Consider the following 19250-nt stretch of genomic DNA (forward strand, 5'->3'; position numbering starts at 1 on the left):
CCGTATTTTCAATATTTTTATAGCGAGTGCTGAATTATCACTCTGAACGCTGATATCTCTTCCCGAGTACTGAATGTAATGAGCTTGCTTTAGCTATTTTGAACGCCGATAACAAATACAATATCCCCGTATATATCGTGATGCCTACCATGTAATAAATTGCTTTTATTGTTGGATTAAAGGTCATTTCGCCGCCACCATGATTATCGTTATGCCATTTAAGTTGTGAATATCCTAGCCAAACACAAACCAATGTAACGATCAGCATAACAAGGGCAAGAATGAACTTTTTGTGCTTCATCCCACCAAGTAAACTTGCCAAAAAGTCATCTCTAAACGAATTACCCTTGTTTCTTTGAATAGACTTGCTTTTGAATGGCGTTAAGAAGTAGAACATTAACCCTCCCCAGATTACGCCAATAACAATGATTTCTGAAAACTGCATAAAAACCCCCTCCTTTTTCCAATATAACGGTAGTATACTTTGGAAGTTCCTTTTTGCATAAGTAAGATTACTCAGTTAGTTTCACATTATTCAGTTTTTCCACTTTTGAAATCCGTTCAAAATCTCTACTGATACAGGCTTGCTTTAGCTTTTTTGTTTTCAGTAAATATTTTAAATCAGAGCTATTATCATATGAAAGTTGGACATGGAAATAGTTGATATACTCCAAAATTGCAAATATATAAATACATCCAACAAATATTAATCCAGCTAAAGGCAATGCAGGATACCATTTAATGAAGTCAATAATAAACATCATAATTGGAGCAATAATTAATCCTAGATTCAATTTCCTCAAGCTCTTAAATTGTTGAACAACCCTAGTGGGCGTTACCGACGTATGTTCAATTCTTAATCTCTTCAATTTCGAATACCAGTAGACAGACCCTTGTAATAAAAGTATCTCTAATAGAAGAAATGATGCCCAAAAAGAAGTAAGTGAATATAACTGGAGATTCGGGTATCCACGATTAAGTGCATAACTCATAAATATAAACATGATTACCGAAGTTAATTCGCCTGAATATAAGTATACGAGCCTTTTTTCCATCCTTTTCCTCACCTTTATCACTTCCCTCTGACCATTTATTTAACACTATAACCATATAACACCTTAGATTAATGAGTTTTCAGATCCAACTAGTTCCTTTTATTTTACCTATCTACGAATTTGAAAAGCCCTAAGCTAGTATTCGCTTAGGGCTTTCTTTTACTTCGTTTGCATCTCTTTTGTCGGCCCCATAACCGGCGGGACTTTTAAACCTGATTGTCGTAATAATACAGTCATTTGCCCAAGATGATGGGTTTGATGATTAATTAAAATTCGTAATAATTTACCACGTGGCATTTGGCCACCAAATGCAGGAACATCTTCTAAAAGTTGCTCATCTGTATATGTTGCTACCTGTTCACTATAGGCTACTGCTACTTTTTGATAAGCTTCAACTGTTTCTTCAATATTTGTATACTGTTGTATGTAGGCTGGCATAGTTAATCCTGCTGATTGACCGAAATCAATCGCGACCTCAACCAAGTGCGAAGCAAGCCATCCCAGTGTATTGTGTCCTTCTACAATTGCTACATCCATCGAATCATTTGAAATTGCTTGAATAGCCTTTGTAGTCCCCTTTGCAGACACTTGCCAATCTGTTAAAAAATCTTCTACTTTGCGATACATAAACTCACTCCCCTTTTTGTAATAGCTTAATTATAAATCATACTATTAGCTTCTGTCACAAAATGTAAAGGGAGATTATCGCCTTTAAAAAATAAACGATTTTATTATTCTGCTCAGATTAAGCAATTTTATATATTAGCTTGTTAAGGAATGTACTTAAAGTAACGAGATACTGTAGTTTAATAAGAGACAGTAAAAACGCTCTCTTTTATTATGAGCCAATCAGCAATATGAAAAAACACAACCAATCTATTTTGCATTACTTCATAACAAAACTTAGACAACTGAACTAGCAGCGCAAAAAACAATTGGATTAAATAATCGTTTTATTTAACGACTGAGACATACTGTATATTTTGAGAGACTAGAAAAAAAGCCAATTTTTATTTATGACAAATTCAATGCATTTTTTAGTTAGAACCACAAACAATAAGATATAAATAAATTGTGTGTGGGGAGTGAAAATTTGAAACGTATTCATCTTCTGATGTTGTCAGTATGTGTTATTTTTATCTCAATATTTTATGTTACATTGACTACTTCTGCAGATAAAGGAAGAAAGTATTACGAAGAAGCAGGACAGATTGTTTGGGAGATTGACACAAACGAAAAAATTATTGCTTTGACGTTTGATGATGGCCCTCATAAAAAATACACGCCTGAGATTTTAGATTTATTTGCCAAATATAATGCCAAAGCAACTTTCTTTGTCGTGGGCGAAAATGCAGAAAAGAATCCCGAAGTTGTTTTACGAATGTATGAAGAGGGTCACGAATTAGCCATTCACACATATACACATCCATTAAGAACTAATGTTCCAAATTTACTGAAGGAAATAAAACAAACCCATGAAACAATTTATGGTATTAGTGGGTATTCTCCCGTTTTATTCAGACCTGTAGAAGGGCAATACACGGATGGGATGATCGAGGCAATTGTAAAAGAAGGATATAAAGTCGTTATGTGGTCGTGGCATCAAGATACAATGGATTGGAAAAATCCAGGTGCTAATAAAATTGTAGATACTGTGTTAAAAGGTGCAAAGGAAGGAAATATAGTTCTTTTTCATGATGGCGGTGGAAATCGCGAACAAACCATTAAGGCCCTGGAAAAAATCCTACCACAGCTCGAAAAGAAGGGATATAAATTTGTCACTATTTCCGAGCTCCTTGAAGTGCAAAAAGCAAATAAAAAATAAAAGAAGATGAAGCTTCCCAATCGAATAATATATCTTGTATTTTTCGATTAGGGATTTTTCAAGCTTAGAGAAACGCGTTTTATTTCATCATCCTTTTGATTTGTTTTAATTCATTTATGATATAGTCTATCTGCTTTTGCATGCTTTCTGACTGTTTTGATTGTTCATTCGAACTTTGAGAACTTTGATTACTTGATTTTTCTAAAGCTTCTAGTGCAAGACCTGCAGCAACAGCTTGTATACCATCACCTAATGTAGAAATAGTAGCTCCGATAAATGCTAGTCTGGCGATTTGAATATCTTGTGAATCTGAGGTTTGTTTTGAATTTCTTTTATTGTCATTCATTATTACATCCTCCTGTCAAAGTAATAAGTAAATTGACTTACCTGCATCATATGTGTTTTTTTAGAGAAAAGTGAGAGGATTAAACAATTTAAATTATTTAGTTTGTGATTAGGACCAAATAAAAAAGCCACAGCGTTTTTATACGCTACAGCTTTTGAATTGGATAATACCTATTGTGCTATTCACTTAAGGAATATTTAGCTTTTCAAACCTATTACCACTAAAATTTATCTCATCATCCTTTTCACTTGTTTTAATTCTTTTATGATATTATCTATTTGCTTTTGCATGTTTTCTGATTGTTTGGATTGCTCATGCTGACTTTGAGAACTTTGCTTATTTGAATTCTCTAGCACATCTATGGCAAGGCCAGCAGCAATCAGTTGGATGCCCCCTCCAAGTGCAGAGATGGAGGCTCCAATATATGCAAGTTTAGCAATTTGAATATCTAGTGAATCAGAGGTTGTTTTTATTTTATTGTCATCCAATAGTAAATCCTCCCTACCATCAAAGTAAAAAATTAATTATCTAAGTTTCATTTTATGAATTTAATAGAGAAAAATGAGAGATGGAATGGAGAAGTTTAAAAATATGTCTACCTCAACGTTAGATGGCATGCCTACTCCTCACCAAAGCGGATCAAAATTTCGAAAAAAATTGTATTCTCAGTCACAATAGTTCAAAAAAAAAGTAAGAAATATGACTAAATATGCTATATTATAGTTAGAAAATTTAGAATTTATAACTTTCAAAGTAGAGGGGATCGATTATTTATGTATGAAAATGTTCTAAGACATCCGGGGCCGACGCCTATTCCAAAAAAAGTTCAGCTTGCTATGAATCAGGATATCTATAGCCATCGAAGCAATGAATTTGTTGAGCTATACCGTGAAACGACTGAACTTGTGAAACCTATTTTCGGGACAAAACAGGATATTTTACTGCTCCCTTCTGGTGGTACAGCTGCTTTAGAAGCTGCAGCGGTTAATACCGTTTCTGCTGGTGAAGATGTTGTAGTCATTACAGTTGGGGCGTTTGGTGATTACTTTGTTTCTATTTGTGAAAAATATGGCTTTAACGTACATAAGCTTGAAAAAGAATGGGGACAGGCATGTACGGCTGAGGAATTACAACAATTTTTAAAGCCATTAACAAATATTAAAGCTGTTTTTGTCACTTACTGTGAAACTTCAACAGGGATTTTAAACCCGATTGCTGAGTTAGCACAAGTTGTTCGTAACGAAACAGATGCATTATTGATCGTTGACGGGGTAAGTTGCATTGGCGGTGCACCTGCTGAAATGGATGCATGGGGAATTGACATTCTCGTTACTGGTTCTCAAAAAGCTATGATGCTTCCTCCTGGCCTTTCTCTTGTTAGCGTGAGTGACAGAGCGTGGAAAGTAATTGAAGAAAATAAAGCGCCATCTTATTACTTAAACTTACAAAGCTATCGTAGCTGGGCAGAAAAAGGCATGACTCCAAATACCCCTGCTATCACGCTTATTTATGGACTGAACGAGGTGTGTAAGCTGATTGAGGAAGAAGGAGGCTTTGCCAAAACTGTTTCACGTCATGAACTGATGAAAAACATGGTGCGCAGTGCGATGAAAGCACTCAATATCGGACTTTTGACAGATGATGAGCACGCTTCACCTACTATTACAGCCATCATGGCGCCAGAAGGAATTGTACTAGGCGATTTCTTGACGCATCTAAAACAGCAGTATCATTTAGATTTTGCTGGTGCACTCGGGCATTTACAAGGGAAAGTATTCAGATTTGGCCATATGGGCTATTGCTTCCCAAGCGACGTATTACAAGCTGTTTCATTAATGGAAGCTGGTCTGCAAGACTTCTCTTATAATTTTGAACCAGGTGCAGGTGTACGCGCAGCACATGAAGTATTTTTGGCTGCACAACGCAAATAATTGATGATGGTCATTCGATGTAAGTTGAACCAATGAATTTGCTCCTAAGATAGAGGTTATCAGCGATACTTTGGCCACTCTTGGCAATATGTGCACATTTACCGTAATATATAAGAATTTCTAGAAAGTCAAAACACAAGCAAGCTGATTTCATTCAGCTTGCTTGTGTTTTTTTATGCTCGTTGGCATTTATGTTGGGACTTCTCCCAGTTGCCGACACAAGATGCTTAGTTTCCACCATTTTATCAAGTAATAGAAGAACAATTCACTGAACAGCTAGAGCAAGAACTTCACCACCGTCAAGACCGATTGGTGGAGTGAATGACCTCTTATTATGAATTACAAAGGCTTCCTTCTCAAGAGGAGACTATCATCATTTACATGGCGTTGAGCACAGTTTTATCGGAGTAAAGACCGGATATCCGCCTTGCATATAAATTTCAGCATCAATTTCAAAAATTGATTGGAACATTTCTTTACATAATACACAATGTGGTAAACCATCATAATGTATTTTTCCTTTCTTTAGTACAATCAGACGCTCGCTATTTTGTGCAGCTTGGTTAATATCATGTAGCACCATAATAACTGTCATATTGTATTTATGATTTAACTCTTTTACGAGTTCCATCACTTCTAATTGGTGTGCAATATCTAAATACGTTGTTGGTTCATCTAGTAGCAACACTTTTGGATGCTGTGCTACAGTCATTGCAATCCAGGCACGTTGGCGTTCTCCTCCAGACATCGAAGGTAATACCCGATTTTGCAAGTGTGTTAATCCAGTTACTTCAATTGCCCAATCGACAATCTCTATATCCTCTTTTGATAGGACCATTTTTCCACCGCTATGCGGATGACGCCCAAACTCTACTAGCTCACGCACAGTTAAATCTAGTTGATAATTATTCATTTGTGGGAGCATCGTTAGTGTTTTAGCCACTTCTTTAGACTTCATCTCACGAATGTTTTGCCCGTCTAAATATACTGTCCCACGATTCGGTTTAACAAGACGTGAAATCACTCGTAATAATGTTGATTTACCTGAGCCATTCGGTCCTATTAAACTAACAACTTCTCCCTCATTGATTTCCAAGTTAATATCATCTAACTGGAAATTGGTGAAATCATGTTGATAATTAATGTGCTCAATTCGCAGCAATGGAATTCCCCTTTCTATGTATTAAATATAGGAAATACGGTCCTCCAAAAAATGCTAGTAAAATCCCGACAGGAACCTCAATAGGATCGAATACAGTTCTCGCAATTGCATCAGCAAACACAACAAGCAAGCCCCCACCCAAGGCCGAAGCTGGTATTAAATACTTATAATCTCCACCAATAATCAGTCTTAAAATATGCGGTACAACTAAACCAACAAAACCTATTAAACCAGCAACACTTACTGCAATCCCTGCTAGTAACGTGCTTAATACGATTAAAAAGAATCGGCTGCGTTCAACATTGTGTCCTAAAAGTCTCGCCATTTCATCTCCAAGACGCATTATACGAATATGTTTGATGGCATAAATCGATAATATAATTGCTATAATGACATAATAAATAATCATATCAAATTGCACCCAACCAACACCTGTTAAACCTCCAGACAACCATGGCAGTACAGATTGTACACGATCACTATAGAGAATCATTAGTGCATTTGTTCCCGCTCCACAAATCGCGTTGACGGCTACCCCTACTAAAATAATTCGCATTGGGGATGTACCACCTTTTTTCACCGATAATGAATACACAATCATTGCAGCTACAAAAGCGCCTAAAAAAGCAGCAATAGGTAGATATAAAATATAGCCAGGAAATACAACCATAACTGCTACGGCCATAACTCCAGCGCCAGAAGTAATCCCAATAACTCCTGGATCAGCTAATGGATTTTGCATAACCCCTTGTAAAATCGAACCTGCAATAGCCAAACAAACCCCAACAATGATGCCCGTTATTATACGAGGCATACGGATTTCCCATACTATTCGTCGTGCCATTGTATCTTCCGTACTAAAAATCCCACTAAACACTTCACTTACTGTAAACGAAACTTGCCCCATCATAAGGCTACCGACACTTACAATTAATAAGAGTATCGGTAACACAATTAGGATCATTCTTCGTTTTTTAGCAAGAGGGTGCGCATATTTTTTCTCTTCTTCTGTCATCGCTACTTCCTCACTATAAAAAATTATTTAACTGCTTCTTCAGCTGTCTTTAATACTCCACGCATATAGTCGATTGCTTCTACTACTTGCGTACCAGGATTGTCAAACAAATCCGCTGGTAAAATAATAATTTGATTATTTTTTACCGCATCTAAATTTTTCCAAGCAGCATTTTCTTTCATTTGTTTTTCAAACCCTTCTTTTACCGAAGCAGGGTTAGCGTGCGTAATCAGCATAATTACTTTTGGGTTACGCTCAACAATTTTCTCAACACTTAAATTCGCATAAGTTGGGTATTTATCTGTCGCTGGCAAATCGGCTGCGATATTTTTACCACCTGCTTTATTTAAAATATCTCCGTATAACGAATTTTCAAGTGCTGCTAAATATGTCCCTGGTGCACCATATACGATTAAAGCGTCTAACGTTGATTCTGTTGCACTTTCTGCAATTTTCGAATCAATTTGCGCAACTAGTTTCTCTGCTGTCGCTGTGTTATTAAATAACACTCCATACTTTTCAATCGTTGTTTTAATATCATCTACCGAATTCATGTTTGAATAGATTATTTTCGTACCTGTTGCTTCTACGGTAGCAGCAAACCGCTGGAAGCTTGGTGGTACAATAAGCATTTCCGCATTTAATGCAGCAATTTGCTCAAAAGATGGTTCATGCGGGTTACCGATCTCTTGAATAGCTTCTACTTCTGCATCCATATCTGATGTAATCGTAGGTCGACCAGTAACGTTTGCGCCTAACTCAAGTAAAATATCCATCATTCCTGGGTTTAACGTTGCGACTGAACCTGGTGTTGCCTCAAACTCAATCTTATTTCCTAGGTCATCTACTAATGTTAACGCACCCACTGTTTCAACTTTTGCTTGTTCTTTTTGTTCTATTTCCACCTGTTCTGTTGAAGCATTTGCATCATCAGTTTTACTTTCCTCCCCACATGCTGCTAATGATAATGCTAACGCACCTACTAATAAAAACTTAAACTTTTTCATTTTACTACCAACCTTCTTTTTTATTTAAATTGAAAATGATAATCATTCTCACGAAGCTGTTTATGATTCTATTTTAAATAAGATTGATTGTCAACAAACGTTTTTATTTCCGTTCTTATTAATTTTGTATTGCATAACCAAATAATGTATGTTTTAATTGATAATGAAAATCAATATCAATTAAATTGAATTATAAAGGGGAAAATATAAATGATTACAGTTACAAACCGTTTTTTAATAAAAAAAGGATTCGGTCAAAAAATGGCACCATTATTCATCTCTGATGAAGCTTTATTGAACTGGGAAGGATTTAATAAAGTTGAAGTAAACGTTTGCTCAGAACCAGAAGATCACGATGAAATGAACGTTATGATGTTCTGGGATACAATCGAACACTTCAACGCTTGGCGCGTATCTGATGACTTTAAAAAATTACACAGCCGTGAAGAGGCTGGTAACAAAGAAAACAGCGGATCTTCTCCAATTATCAGTAACCGAGTTGTTATTTCTGAACTTGTTGCTACTTTAGTAAAGTAATTTAAGAGCATGGATCTCTTAAAAGGTGGAAGATGTTCCAATCCCTAAATCAATCTTTGGGATTCATTACACAAAAAGTAATAATACTAGAATAATAACTATGCGTTCTCAGACGTTATTTTTCATCGAGTTTACAAGCGAAAAACCTAACTCGATTCATCTAAGAACGCTTTTAAAATTTTCTTTTTTAATTCAGAGCGCTTCCTCTTCACAGAGGTAAAATAAATTAATTTCTGACATGCTCTTTCCATAAACTTAGCCTAGAAAAGTACACACTTAAATAGAAGTGTACTTTTCTAGGCTTTTTTCCAAATGCACAAAAAAACTGGGCTATTCAAAAAGTATAAAAATGCAATTCAATTTAAACTTGAATTGCATTTTTCTCTATTGGATGAGGCGACGAGAATCCTGTGGGAATAGCTTGAACTGAATACCTTACAGGAACACAAGAAAGCTTAGTCACCTCATCCGATTTTTACTATTCTTTAATTATTAATCGATTAAATCTACTAATTCTAATGATCGTTTTAAAATTTTCGCCATTTGTGCACGTGTTAAATTATTTTGTGGGTTTAAATAGCCATTAGACCCTGTCATAATGTCTAGTGCTTGTAACTCTGATACTGCTTGCTTTGCATAGTCAAATACTTTGCTTGCATCTTTGTATGATAAAGCATTTTCATCAACTGTTACTTTATAGCCTTTGTATTCAAGCATACGTACTATCATTGCAGCCGCTTGCTGACGTGTAATATTTGCCGTTGGGTTAAATGTTTTTGCATTTACACCCGTTACAATACCGACCTCTGCAAGTGCTTGTACTTCATTTTCATACCACTTACCTTTAACATCCGTAAACGCAGTTTCTTTATTTGCTTTAATATTTAGAGCTCGAGCAATCATCACTGCAAATTGTGCACGAGTTATATTTTTATTCGGGCTAAATGTTGTTGCTGTCGTACCTGTTGTAATCCCAGCAGCGTATAAAACTAAAATTTCATCCTTACTGAATATATTATCGATATCTGTAAAAGGGTTATCGATAATACTAGGTTTAGTAGGACTAGTAGGTTTATTTGTTTCTTCCTCTAGAACAGGCACATCAAACGTAAAGAATAATGTGTACGCCCCATAACCTAAATCCCCTGAATCTACGAAGATTTTAGTTACGCCATTGCTATCTTGAACTAAAGGCAGACGAACAACACGTACTTGATCCATTTTTTCACCTTTAGAACTAATAATTTCAATATTTTGTTGCTTACCATTTCCATCAATGTAAGCAAGAGTCGCAAAGCCATAAGCTTTACCAATTAGCGTCATTTCGATATAACGTTTACCGTCAATCGTAACTAATTCTGCTTTCGTGAAGTATGGTGCTAAGTAGTTCGTAATAAATTCAGCCATTTGACCATTTGGATCAGCCTGCATTTTATACGTAATTGACTGACGTGAATTCTTTTCATTTGTCGTAGTTGTTGTTACATTTGTCGTAGTTGCTGTTACATTTGTGGAAATTGTCTTATCAGTCGTTACTGCTTCAAAAACAAGGTTATCTAATGTATCAACTTCAAATGAAAGTGTTGCTGTTTTTCCATTCGCAACAGGTACTAATGAAGCTACATTATTAGACCATTTTGCAATTTCTTTACCATTCTGTTTCACAATAAATCCTTGTAATTTATTTACAATATTTAATGAAAGAGTAACTTTATATTTGTTACCTTCAAATACTGTTTTTGCCTTTTGTAGGAATACCGCTATTTCTTTTGCATTCTGAGCAAATGCAAATCTAACTATTCCTTCTTGATTAAAGTTTCCTGTAACCCCTTCTATATTTGTTCCGTTATTATTTGAACCGTCATTACTCGGGAACGTTGTGCTATCACTTATCTTTGAAAGTGAAGCTTCATCAAATTTTAAAAGAATATTATAGTCATGATGATAGTTAAGATCCGCAATATCTACTTTTACCCACGCGTTTTGAAGCGCAGCTAAACTCGATACTGTAAATTGAACTACTCGTACATCATTTTTATCGCTAATTACACTTGGTGTTGCGACATTCACTGTAAATCCAGTAATCCATGAACTATTTTTTAATGTTAATTGAACTTGATATGATGAGCCATTTTTCACAACATATGCCTGACTATTTACATACGTGTTCATCATAGAAATTCCAGTACCCGATTCATTTAAGAACGAAATGTTCACTGAATGTAATCCATTAGTTGATGGCGTTGAACCACCATTAGTTGAACCATCTGCACTCGGGAAAGTTGTACTATCACTTATCTTTGAAAGTGAAGCTTCATCAAATTTTAAAAGAATATTATAATCATGATGATAATTAATATCCGCAATATCTACTTTTACCCACGCATTTTGAAGCGCAGCTAAACTCGGTACTGTAAATTGAACTACTCTCACATCATTTTTGTCACTTATCGTTCTAGGTGTTGCGCCATTTACTGTAAATCCAGTAATCCATGAACTATTTTTAAGTGTTAATTGAACTTGATATGAAGAACCATTTTTCACAACATATGCCTGACTATTTACATACGTGTTCATCATAGAAATTCCAGTACCAGATTCATTTAAGAACGAAATGTTCACTGAATGCAGCCCATTAGTTGATTGTTCTGTGTTTTCAGTGTTAGAATTGTTATTGCCATCGGTATTTGAATTATTATTGTTCTCCCCAGAACCTGATTCACTGCCGTTGGTATTTCCTTCTGATCCATTCTCTTCTTGCTTCGCAATTTCGCCTGTTAATAGCACTTTTGCTACTGTCGTACTCATTGTTGAAGCAATTCCATTTCGTTCAGTTGTTAATTTGAAAGCTAAATTTTCAAATGAATCTACTGTAAATGTAATTACATTTTTAGCTGTAATTACACTTCTAGCGCTTCCTGCTGTCCATTCTGCAACTGTTACATTTCCTTGTTGTACAGCAAAGCCCTTCATCGAATCATTTACAACTAAATTCATTGTTACAGCAATTTTATTGTCTGCAGTTTTTGTTGCATATGCTTGTCCTAAACGTGATGCGATTACTGTATGAGCAGGTGCACCAACATTGACAGGAGTCAGTCCGAACTCAATTACTTGATTGTTTGTGTTGAAATGCTCAGGTGAATTTACAACTGTTTCCTCTACCGGTGCAAAATCAAATGTAAACGGTGTTGCTGCATATTTTTCACCTGACATAATTACTGTAGCCTTTAAATCAGCGTCTAATTTTATTTTTATGACGCGTACTAATGAATTTCCTTCTCCTTCAGAGCTTACGATTTTTACGTCTTCTCCGTTTTCATTGCCTACTTTTAGTGTAGTAAATGCATATGTGTGACCTGTTAGTTTAATATATGCATATTTTTCTTCACCAACAGTGGCTAAATTAGCATAGTTAATATAGCTTTTAAAATACGTATCATATGACTTATTATCTGTTAAAAATGTGAAAGGAACATTTTCTGTGATAACTTCATCTGTATTTTCTTCTGGTTGTTCTGGAACTTCTGATGCTTCTTCACACACACGATTAGTTTCCGTAACATCTGTAATATCTAGATAAACAATATAGTCATGGTCGTATGATATAAATGGAATGTAAACATCAACCCATGCTTGTATTGTCTCCTCATATTGATCGACTACAAATGTGTAAATATCATCACCAGCATCGTTTGTCGTTTTTTTAGTAGCTTCTTTTAATTCGCCACCTGATTCAACCTTAAAGTCTTGGTACCACGTTGTATAAGCTTGTGGGACTGTAATATCTACTGTATATTGACCATTTTCTTGTTTAACAGTAGCTTCCTTTTGAACATAGGTATTCATCATTGAATCTTTTGTTTGTGACTCGTCTAGAATTTTGATATTTGCTGAATAGTCAATTGTACAGCTTGTTTCTGCTGGTTGTTCTGGCACTTCTACTTCTGGTACTTCTACTTCCGGTACTTCTACGTCTGGTACTTCTACTTCCGGTACTTCTACGTCTGGTACTTCTACTTCTGGTACTTCTTCACACACGCGGTTATTTTCCACAACATCTGTAATATCTAGGTAAACAATATAATCATGGTCGTAATTTATAAAATCAATATAAACATCAACCCATGCTTTTATTGTTTCCTCATATTGATCGACTACAAATGTGTAAACATCATCACCAGCAGCGTTTTGTACTATTTTAATAGCATTTTGTAAGTTGCCATCTGATTCAACCTGAAAACCCTGGTACCAAGTTGCATTAGCTTTTGGTACTGTAATATCTACTGTATATTGACCATTTTCTTGTTTAACAGTAGCTTCCTTTTTTACATAGGTATTCATCATTGAATCTTTTGTTTGTGACTCGTCTAGAATTTTGATATTTGCTGAATAGTCAATTGTACAGCTTGCATCGGTATTCTCCGCTGCCTTTACTTCCATTCCAAGGCTTGGTAAAATCGTGCCTAAAATTAGCATAACCATTACTACATATTGTAAAAATTTCTTCACTGCCTTACCTCCTGAGTTTTTTCTTATCTTGACCTAACCTGTACGTACCTCCTTCCTTTATGTATTAAACAATCATACTAGTACTGCACCAAACTAGAATGATTATGATTCTCATTATCAATTAAAAAATAAAAGATAAAACATCTATTACTTACATGGATGTTCCAAAGTATAGCTCCCTCTTTAATTGATTATGATTCTCATTCTCATTTATTATAACCTACGCACTTTAATTGTCAATAAAGACAAAATTTTATAATGTGAAAAAAGAGCTTTAGTAAAGAATATTCCCTTCTAAAGTTCTTTTAATTTTATTTTCTTTTTAATGTCAATAATCTCAAACAAAAGTATGGACATCGAAAAGTCACTAAATGTGTATATATACTATTAGTAGTTTAGCTCAAATAAATTCAAGGTATCCCCCCTACTATTTCCATACGTCATATCTCTAAATACTTACTGGAACCATATACGTACCAGCACTTTCATGCGTTTCAATGATGACCTCTACACCATACACTTCTTTCACACGGTCCACTGTTACTGTTTCTATCGGTGAGCCTTCACATAATATTTTACCGTCTTTCATCAAAATGATATGATCACTATATTTGATTGCTTGATTAATATCGTGCAACACCATGACAATAGTCAAAGAGTTTTCTTCGTTTAATTTCTTCACTAGCTCCAACAGTTCAATTTGATAAAAAATGTCTAAATATGTTGTAGGCTCATCTAGACAAAGGATGGACGATTTTTGTGCAAGTGCCATGGCAATCCAAACACGCTGACGTTCACCACCCGATAATGCCTCCAATTTACATGTGCGTTTTTGCATTAAATTCGTAGCTGTAAGTGCCCAATTTACTGCCTCCTCATCTTCTTCAGCATTTTTTTTCATCAATTGTTGATGTGGTACTCGTCCATAAGCAACTAGTTTTTCAATCGTGATATCTTGAGGCACCGTATTTTGTTGATATACAATGGCCAGTTTTTTCGCAAATTCCTTCGCCTTGTATGCCATGATATCCTTCTGTTCTAACGTTACTGACCCTTGTTGTGGCGCATTATTACGTGAAATAACACTTAGTAATGTAGATTTACCACAACCATTCGGGCCAATAATCGTCGTGATTTTCCCCTTTTCAAGACTTGTCGTAACCCCATCTAAATGATTTTTCTTTTGATCATAAGACAGTTCAATTTGAGAAACCTTCAATGCACTCACCTCTCTTTATTTATCTTTTCGAATTAAGAAGATTAAGAACGGCCCACCAATTATAGCCATTATTGTCGACGCTGGAATTTCTAACGGTGAAACTAATATTCTGCCTAACGTATCTGCAGTCAAAATCAGCAAGGCGCCTGCTAATGCTGTAAATGGAATCAACCATTTATGATCAGAACCTACTAACCTTCTTGAAATATGCGGAATTAATAACCCGACAAATGCAATAACCCCTGCTGTAGCAGTTGAAATAGCAGCAAGTAATACCGCTATTGCAGCAATAATCAGTCGTGCACGTGTTACGTTAAAGCCTAAACTCTTTGCCGTTTTGTCTTGCAAAGTCAATAAATTACACCAGGAAGCTACTATTAGAGAAGCTAGTAAACCAATCACACCGTAAAATGATATTAAACGTACATCACTCCAAGTACGCATCGACAAATTAGAACCCCCTACACCACCAACCATTACATTCATATAACTACATAACGTAACAAATGCTTCCGTTAGACCCGTAAACATTGCATTAATAGCAATACCTACTAAAATAATTTTCAAAGGATTTAAGCCTGACTTCCATGACAACATAAATACTAAAAAACAAGCAATTGCTCCTCCAAAAAAAGCTAATAATGGTGTAAAGAAAAACATCATTGGAAATAATGTAATGACAAATAATTGTACAAACGATGCCCCTGCTGAAATACCAATTACACCCGCATCAGCTAATGGATTACGCATAACTGCCTGTAATAATACGCCGGCAACTGATAATGCTGCCCCAGCAAACAAAGCGACAATAATCCGTGGGAACCGTAAATCTTTAATAACTGAGTAATTTTGATTATCTTCACCAAAAAAAGCTCTAATAAATTCCATCATCCCCATTTTGACGGATCCTGTAATTGCAGAATATATAATAACCACTAAAAGTAATATGCTTACAACTAAAAAACTACTTACTTTTTTATTCATCTGAGTCCTCTACATTTCTCATTATGGATACATAATGTTAATAAGTTCTTCTAGTGCTTGAGGAACAGCAAGCGTTGCTGTTGTTCCAAATAGTGGTTCCTCCACATCATACACACGTTTATTTTTCACTGCGTCAAAATGCTTCCAAATATCATTTGTAACAAATTCCTCATCAAACATTTCCACAACTTGTTCGGGCATACCATGTGACAAACGAATAATAATATCTGGATTGCTTTGTTGTAAAAATTCCGTATTAGACGGTAAATACTCAGGCTCTTGACCGATCATCACATTTTGACCTCCAGCCATTCTCACTAAGTCTCCAATATATGAATTTTCTGTTGCCACCAAATAGCTACCTGGAATACCTAGTAAAATTAAAACTTTTGGTGATTCATGCGATTCTGCTTTCAATCGGATGGCTGAAATCTTTCCTTCAAGCTCCGACACTAGCTTAGTTGCCTCCGTAGTACGATCGTATTTATCACCTATCTCTAAAATGGCAGCTTTCATATTATCAATACTTTGTAAATTCACAAATGAAGCATTGATACCAACTTCCTCGAATGTCTTTTTCAAATCTGCCTCCAATGTTGTCACTGATAAAACCTCTGTTGGATTCAGAGATTTTACAATCTCCATATCCGGAGACATTGGATTACCGATTTCAGGTAATTTTTTGTATCGTTCTGGTAAATCATATCCAGTTGTAGGAATAGCAATAGCATCTAAATTCAGTGCATCTAAAATTTGAGTAACTGCAACTGTCGTTGGAATTATTCGATTTTCATCTTGAACTGCTGTATTGCTTTCATTATTTTTTTCTTCTGCCTTATTTTCATTTTCCCTAATTGAATTACTGCATGCTGAAAGAATGATAATAAGACTACATAGCCCTACTATCTGTAACAATCTATTAAATATTTTCGTATCTTTTATCTTCTTAATGTCTGCTCACTCCTTTTAAAAAACACCCTGCTCCTACCTAAGTTAAGTAGATGTGGGTGCTTCCGAAATATTTTAAATGATTTCTTCTTCCTTCATGCGTTTTTTAAAATTAAATAATATAAATCCACTAACACAGAATAATAAAAGTATAACAAGTGGAAAAGTATCATTTGTTTGAGGATTTGATACCTTTTCTTTAACTGACGAAGTATTTGTTTCACCAGTATTATCTGTTTCTATATCCGTGTTACTATCATTCTTTACTGTTGGAGCTACAACTGCACTACCATCTTCATTTTTCAATGACGCCGCATCCCATACAAAATCTACTGTGTATTCATGATGATAATTTAAGTCATCAATATCCACCTTCATAGTAACAGCAGTCGGTGATGTATATGTAGGAAGTGCAAATTGGACGATACGTGTATCCTCTGCCTTATTTTCACTAATAACTTTATTACCACCTGTGCTAGATTCAAATTTCGTCATCCACGAACTATTTTTCAGCTTCAGCTGTATTACCGAAGAGCCATTTTTAACAATAATTGTCCCAGGTTTCAAAAAATAATCATTTGCCATTGAAGCAGATGAAGAATCTGGTTTATTCACTTGATAATTGATTGTGTACTTTCCATCTGCAAGTGCAGCAGAAGCGTTTAAATTTGGTGTAACTAAAATTGATAATAATGCTACTAACATTGAAACTAAAAATAACTTTTTGATAGTAGAACCCCCTTTTAATTGATAAACATTCTCAACACTTTATAAATAAAAAGGGATATTAGTATATATCCCTTTTTATTCTGCGTGTTCGATGTATTGATATTGATAATCATTATCAATACATCTAAATGATAGTATGTATAAATTAATTTGTCAATACTAATATAAAATACATTATTTTTCCTAAACAAAACCGTCTCCCTCTTAAAGGTCTTTTTCTATAAAAAATTCAATTTATAAGTAGGATTGAAAAAAAGTATAGAATAAATTTAACTGATTAACACCTTAATATATATGGTTCTTTAAGTTAACTAGATAAGAAGCAATAATAATAACATATTGTACATAAAGGCTCTTTCACATGTAGTAGCGCAATGGTAAAAGCCAAGCCTCAGCATGTTTTGAGAGATTGTCTATATTATTAAAACAAAATAAAATGAATAGGTTTTAAATTATATGATCTTGTTTCTTTATCCGATGTAAATGAGACAAAGCATCTTCAATCTAAGACTATCACTCTATAAAAGTACGTTTTAGTTTTCCTGTATACATCCCTAAGAAAACAGAACGGCCTAGAGAAAATAAAGTAAATGCTAACCATAATAAACAACCATGTTGCGATTAAAAATATGAGCAGTGCGTACACTAAAGAATTGCGAATCGGTGCAAAATCCGTTGCCCCTGTAAACACACCATTTAAAATTAAACCCCAAAAGCCCACTAACGGATAAATGGCAATCCAAATACTATAATCGATTGCCAGCGCCAATACCTCATCAATATTCGTGAAATATTGTAAGAGTTTTTCATCAAACAATACGAAGAACAATCCGAGTCCGATGGAGATACCTAAATTCCAATGAAAAGAGAGCTTCATCGTTTGTTGATATAACGCCAAATCTTTTTTCCCTTTAGCGTTGCCAATTAAAATACTAGATGCATTCGCTAATCCATCAAAAATATAGGCAAAAATCAGATGCATTTGAAATAGAATTGTGTTTGCTGCTAAAACCGATACGCCTAACTTTGAGCTTAAGGAAGTGAATAATGTAAAAGTCGTTACTAAACAGATTGTACGAATGAAGAAATCACGATTCATACTAAACATTTTTTTCATAATATTTGCATCCAACCTCGTAAAAGGAGAAAACTCTGTTTTTATTTACGATCTTATGGAGCAACAATCTTTGAGAACACACCCTATGTTAATAATATGAATTTCACTAATAGATTTACAAAAACAGAAATTATATATATAATTTTAAAAACTGACTATTCAGTTAGTTTTTTCTAAAAAGCTTCAGTTCACAGTAAAGAGGGATTAAAATGAGCGGAACACACACAGAAGAATACATCGTAGCGACTTCAGTAAAAAATCCGAAACGGGTTGAGGAGAGAAGAGCTGAAATCATCAATGCAGCCGTTATGATTTTTTCAGAGAAAGGCTATCATGCAACAACAACAAAGGAAATAGCGGAAGCATCAGGAATGAATGTTGGGACCATGTTTCAATATGTAAAAACTAAACAAGATATTTTGTATCTGGTGTGCTGCCATATTCATTCATTAATTGAAGAAGCTTTATATGCCGTTACATCAGAGAACTCTACTCCTATGAAAGCGATCGAGAAAGATATTACTGCTCTTTTCGAGATTGTGGATCAAGTTTCAGATAATGTTGTCTTAATGTATCAAGAAACAGCATCCTTAGATAAAGAGGCAAGAAGGTCGTTCCTTCAAAGAGAACAAAGGCTTTGCAATCATCTCGAGAAACAAATTCAAAGGGGAATCAATTCAGGCGTTTTTAAGGTTTCACAGGAATCAGTACCTCTAATAGCAGAAGATATTCTCGTCCAATCGCAAATGTGGGCCTTCAGAAGATGGTCCTTATCCAAAAAATTCACCCTAGAACAATATATAGCGACAAGAATTGACCTATTAGAAACTCTTTTTACCTAAAGGGTTCTTTTACAACCAAAA

18 protein-coding genes are annotated in these 19250 nt (G+C 35.0%); 4 read left to right on the forward strand and 14 right to left on the reverse strand.

Annotated features, from left to right (window positions below):
* Positions 1 to 37: 37 nt before the first annotated feature.
* The 3 genes from AEA09_RS10795 to AEA09_RS10805 all read right to left on the reverse strand — a co-directional run bounded on the left by AEA09_RS10795 (position 38) and on the right by AEA09_RS10805 (position 1682).
* The gene (locus AEA09_RS10795) at positions 38 to 445 is read right to left on the reverse strand and encodes a hypothetical protein (protein WP_053583841.1); all 408 of its coding nucleotides are present in this window, start codon (positions 443 to 445) and stop codon (positions 38 to 40) included.
* Positions 446 to 512: 67 nt separating this feature from the next.
* Positions 513 to 1067: a hypothetical protein gene (locus AEA09_RS10800; protein ID WP_053583842.1), complete on the reverse strand. Its 555-nt coding sequence runs from the start codon at positions 1065 to 1067 to the stop codon at positions 513 to 515.
* Positions 1068 to 1214: 147 nt separating this feature from the next.
* Positions 1215 to 1682 (reverse strand): DinB family protein, encoded by a 468-nt coding sequence (locus AEA09_RS10805; protein ID WP_053583843.1) that lies wholly within the window; start codon positions 1680 to 1682, stop codon positions 1215 to 1217.
* 466 nt (positions 1683 to 2148) lie between these two features.
* Here AEA09_RS10805 and AEA09_RS10810 point away from each other — a divergent pair, with 466 nt between their 5' ends.
* Positions 2149 to 2880 (forward strand): polysaccharide deacetylase family protein, encoded by a 732-nt coding sequence (locus tag AEA09_RS10810; RefSeq protein ID WP_082332631.1) that lies wholly within the window; start codon positions 2149 to 2151, stop codon positions 2878 to 2880.
* A gap of 79 nt (positions 2881 to 2959) precedes the next feature.
* Here AEA09_RS10810 and AEA09_RS10815 read toward each other — a convergent pair whose 3' ends face one another.
* Both AEA09_RS10815 and AEA09_RS10820 read right to left on the reverse strand, forming a co-directional pair.
* The gene (locus tag AEA09_RS10815) at positions 2960 to 3226 is read right to left on the reverse strand and encodes a hypothetical protein (RefSeq protein ID WP_053583844.1); all 267 of its coding nucleotides are present in this window, start codon (positions 3224 to 3226) and stop codon (positions 2960 to 2962) included.
* Between the two features lie 227 nt (positions 3227 to 3453).
* Positions 3454 to 3714, reverse strand: a complete 261-nt coding sequence (locus AEA09_RS10820; RefSeq protein ID WP_053583845.1) for a hypothetical protein — start codon at positions 3712 to 3714, stop codon at positions 3454 to 3456.
* Between the two features lie 285 nt (positions 3715 to 3999).
* Between AEA09_RS10820 and AEA09_RS10825 the strand changes: the two genes are divergently transcribed.
* Entirely contained in the window at positions 4000 to 5157 is a 1158-nt protein-coding gene (locus AEA09_RS10825; RefSeq protein ID WP_053583846.1) for a pyridoxal-phosphate-dependent aminotransferase family protein, read from the forward strand.
* A gap of 373 nt (positions 5158 to 5530) precedes the next feature.
* On the opposite strand, the gene AEA09_RS10830 is transcribed toward AEA09_RS10825, so the two are convergent.
* From AEA09_RS10830 to AEA09_RS10840, 3 genes are read right to left on the reverse strand one after another with little or no spacing between them, the layout of a single operon-like run.
* Positions 5531 to 6319 carry an ABC transporter ATP-binding protein gene (locus tag AEA09_RS10830; protein WP_053583847.1) on the reverse strand — a complete coding sequence of 263 codons (789 nt, stop codon included), beginning with the start codon at positions 6317 to 6319 and terminating at the stop codon, positions 5531 to 5533.
* Positions 6306 to 7334 (reverse strand): FecCD family ABC transporter permease, encoded by a 1029-nt coding sequence (locus AEA09_RS10835; RefSeq protein ID WP_053583848.1) that lies wholly within the window; start codon positions 7332 to 7334, stop codon positions 6306 to 6308. The genes AEA09_RS10830 and AEA09_RS10835 overlap by 14 nt, the downstream gene beginning before the upstream one ends.
* A 23-nt stretch (positions 7335 to 7357) precedes the next feature.
* Complete coding sequence (locus AEA09_RS10840) at positions 7358 to 8341, reverse strand: ABC transporter substrate-binding protein (RefSeq protein ID WP_053583849.1); 984 nt, start codon at positions 8339 to 8341, stop codon at positions 7358 to 7360.
* A gap of 210 nt (positions 8342 to 8551) precedes the next feature.
* Here AEA09_RS10840 and AEA09_RS10845 point away from each other — a divergent pair, with 210 nt between their 5' ends.
* Positions 8552 to 8878, forward strand: coding sequence for an antibiotic biosynthesis monooxygenase (locus AEA09_RS10845; RefSeq protein WP_053583850.1), 327 nt, complete (start codon positions 8552 to 8554; stop codon positions 8876 to 8878).
* A gap of 492 nt (positions 8879 to 9370) precedes the next feature.
* Here the strand turns inward: AEA09_RS10845 and AEA09_RS10850 are convergent, their stop codons facing one another.
* The 6 genes from AEA09_RS10850 to AEA09_RS10875 all read right to left on the reverse strand — a co-directional run bounded on the left by AEA09_RS10850 (position 9371) and on the right by AEA09_RS10875 (position 18387).
* Positions 9371 to 13390 carry an NEAT domain-containing protein gene (locus AEA09_RS10850; RefSeq protein WP_053583851.1) on the reverse strand — a complete coding sequence of 1340 codons (4020 nt, stop codon included), beginning with the start codon at positions 13388 to 13390 and terminating at the stop codon, positions 9371 to 9373.
* 448 nt (positions 13391 to 13838) lie between these two features.
* Positions 13839 to 14609: an ABC transporter ATP-binding protein gene (locus AEA09_RS10855; protein ID WP_053583852.1), complete on the reverse strand. Its 771-nt coding sequence runs from the start codon at positions 14607 to 14609 to the stop codon at positions 13839 to 13841.
* Positions 14610 to 14624: 15 nt separating this feature from the next.
* The gene (locus AEA09_RS10860; protein ID WP_053583853.1) at positions 14625 to 15593 is read right to left on the reverse strand and encodes a FecCD family ABC transporter permease; all 969 of its coding nucleotides are present in this window, start codon (positions 15591 to 15593) and stop codon (positions 14625 to 14627) included.
* A gap of 21 nt (positions 15594 to 15614) precedes the next feature.
* Positions 15615 to 16508 carry a heme ABC transporter substrate-binding protein IsdE gene (gene isdE / locus AEA09_RS10865; RefSeq protein ID WP_425411984.1) on the reverse strand — a complete coding sequence of 298 codons (894 nt, stop codon included), beginning with the start codon at positions 16506 to 16508 and terminating at the stop codon, positions 15615 to 15617.
* Between the two features lie 108 nt (positions 16509 to 16616).
* Entirely contained in the window at positions 16617 to 17270 is a 654-nt protein-coding gene (isdC, locus tag AEA09_RS10870; RefSeq protein ID WP_281176745.1) for a heme uptake protein IsdC, read from the reverse strand.
* 499 nt (positions 17271 to 17769) lie between these two features.
* Positions 17770 to 18387, reverse strand: coding sequence for an MATE family efflux transporter (locus AEA09_RS10875; protein WP_053583856.1), 618 nt, complete (start codon positions 18385 to 18387; stop codon positions 17770 to 17772).
* Between the two features lie 209 nt (positions 18388 to 18596).
* Between AEA09_RS10875 and AEA09_RS10880 the strand changes: the two genes are divergently transcribed.
* Positions 18597 to 19229: a TetR/AcrR family transcriptional regulator gene (locus AEA09_RS10880; RefSeq protein WP_053583857.1), complete on the forward strand. Its 633-nt coding sequence runs from the start codon at positions 18597 to 18599 to the stop codon at positions 19227 to 19229.
* The last annotated feature ends 21 nt before the right edge of the window (positions 19230 to 19250 follow it).

The organism is Lysinibacillus contaminans (assembly GCF_001278945.1).
Lineage (GTDB): Bacteria > Bacillota > Bacilli > Bacillales_A > Planococcaceae > Lysinibacillus > Lysinibacillus contaminans.

What these genes read in the sequence shown, in the direction of transcription:
- AEA09_RS10795 (WP_053583841.1), bottom strand. Translation starts at nt 445, where the DNA reads ATGCAGTTTTCAGAAATCATTGTTATTGGCGTAATCTGGGGAGGGTTA.
- AEA09_RS10805 (WP_053583843.1), bottom strand. Translation starts at nt 1,682, where the DNA reads ATGTATCGCAAAGTAGAAGATTTTTTAACAGATTGGCAAGTGTCTGCA.
- AEA09_RS10815 (WP_053583844.1), bottom strand. Translation starts at nt 3,226, where the DNA reads ATGAATGACAATAAAAGAAATTCAAAACAAACCTCAGATTCACAAGAT.
- AEA09_RS10825 (WP_053583846.1), top strand. Translation starts at nt 4,000, where the DNA reads ATGTATGAAAATGTTCTAAGACATCCGGGGCCGACGCCTATTCCAAAA.
- AEA09_RS10835 (WP_053583848.1), bottom strand. Translation starts at nt 7,334, where the DNA reads ATGACAGAAGAAGAGAAAAAATATGCGCACCCTCTTGCTAAAAAACGA.
- AEA09_RS10840 (WP_053583849.1), bottom strand. Translation starts at nt 8,341, where the DNA reads ATGAAAAAGTTTAAGTTTTTATTAGTAGGTGCGTTAGCATTATCATTA.
- AEA09_RS10845 (WP_053583850.1), top strand. Translation starts at nt 8,552, where the DNA reads ATGATTACAGTTACAAACCGTTTTTTAATAAAAAAAGGATTCGGTCAA.
- AEA09_RS10860 (WP_053583853.1), bottom strand. Translation starts at nt 15,593, where the DNA reads ATGAATAAAAAAGTAAGTAGTTTTTTAGTTGTAAGCATATTACTTTTA.
- AEA09_RS10875 (WP_053583856.1), bottom strand. Translation starts at nt 18,387, where the DNA reads ATGAAAAAAATGTTTAGTATGAATCGTGATTTCTTCATTCGTACAATC.
- AEA09_RS10880 (WP_053583857.1), top strand. Translation starts at nt 18,597, where the DNA reads ATGAGCGGAACACACACAGAAGAATACATCGTAGCGACTTCAGTAAAA.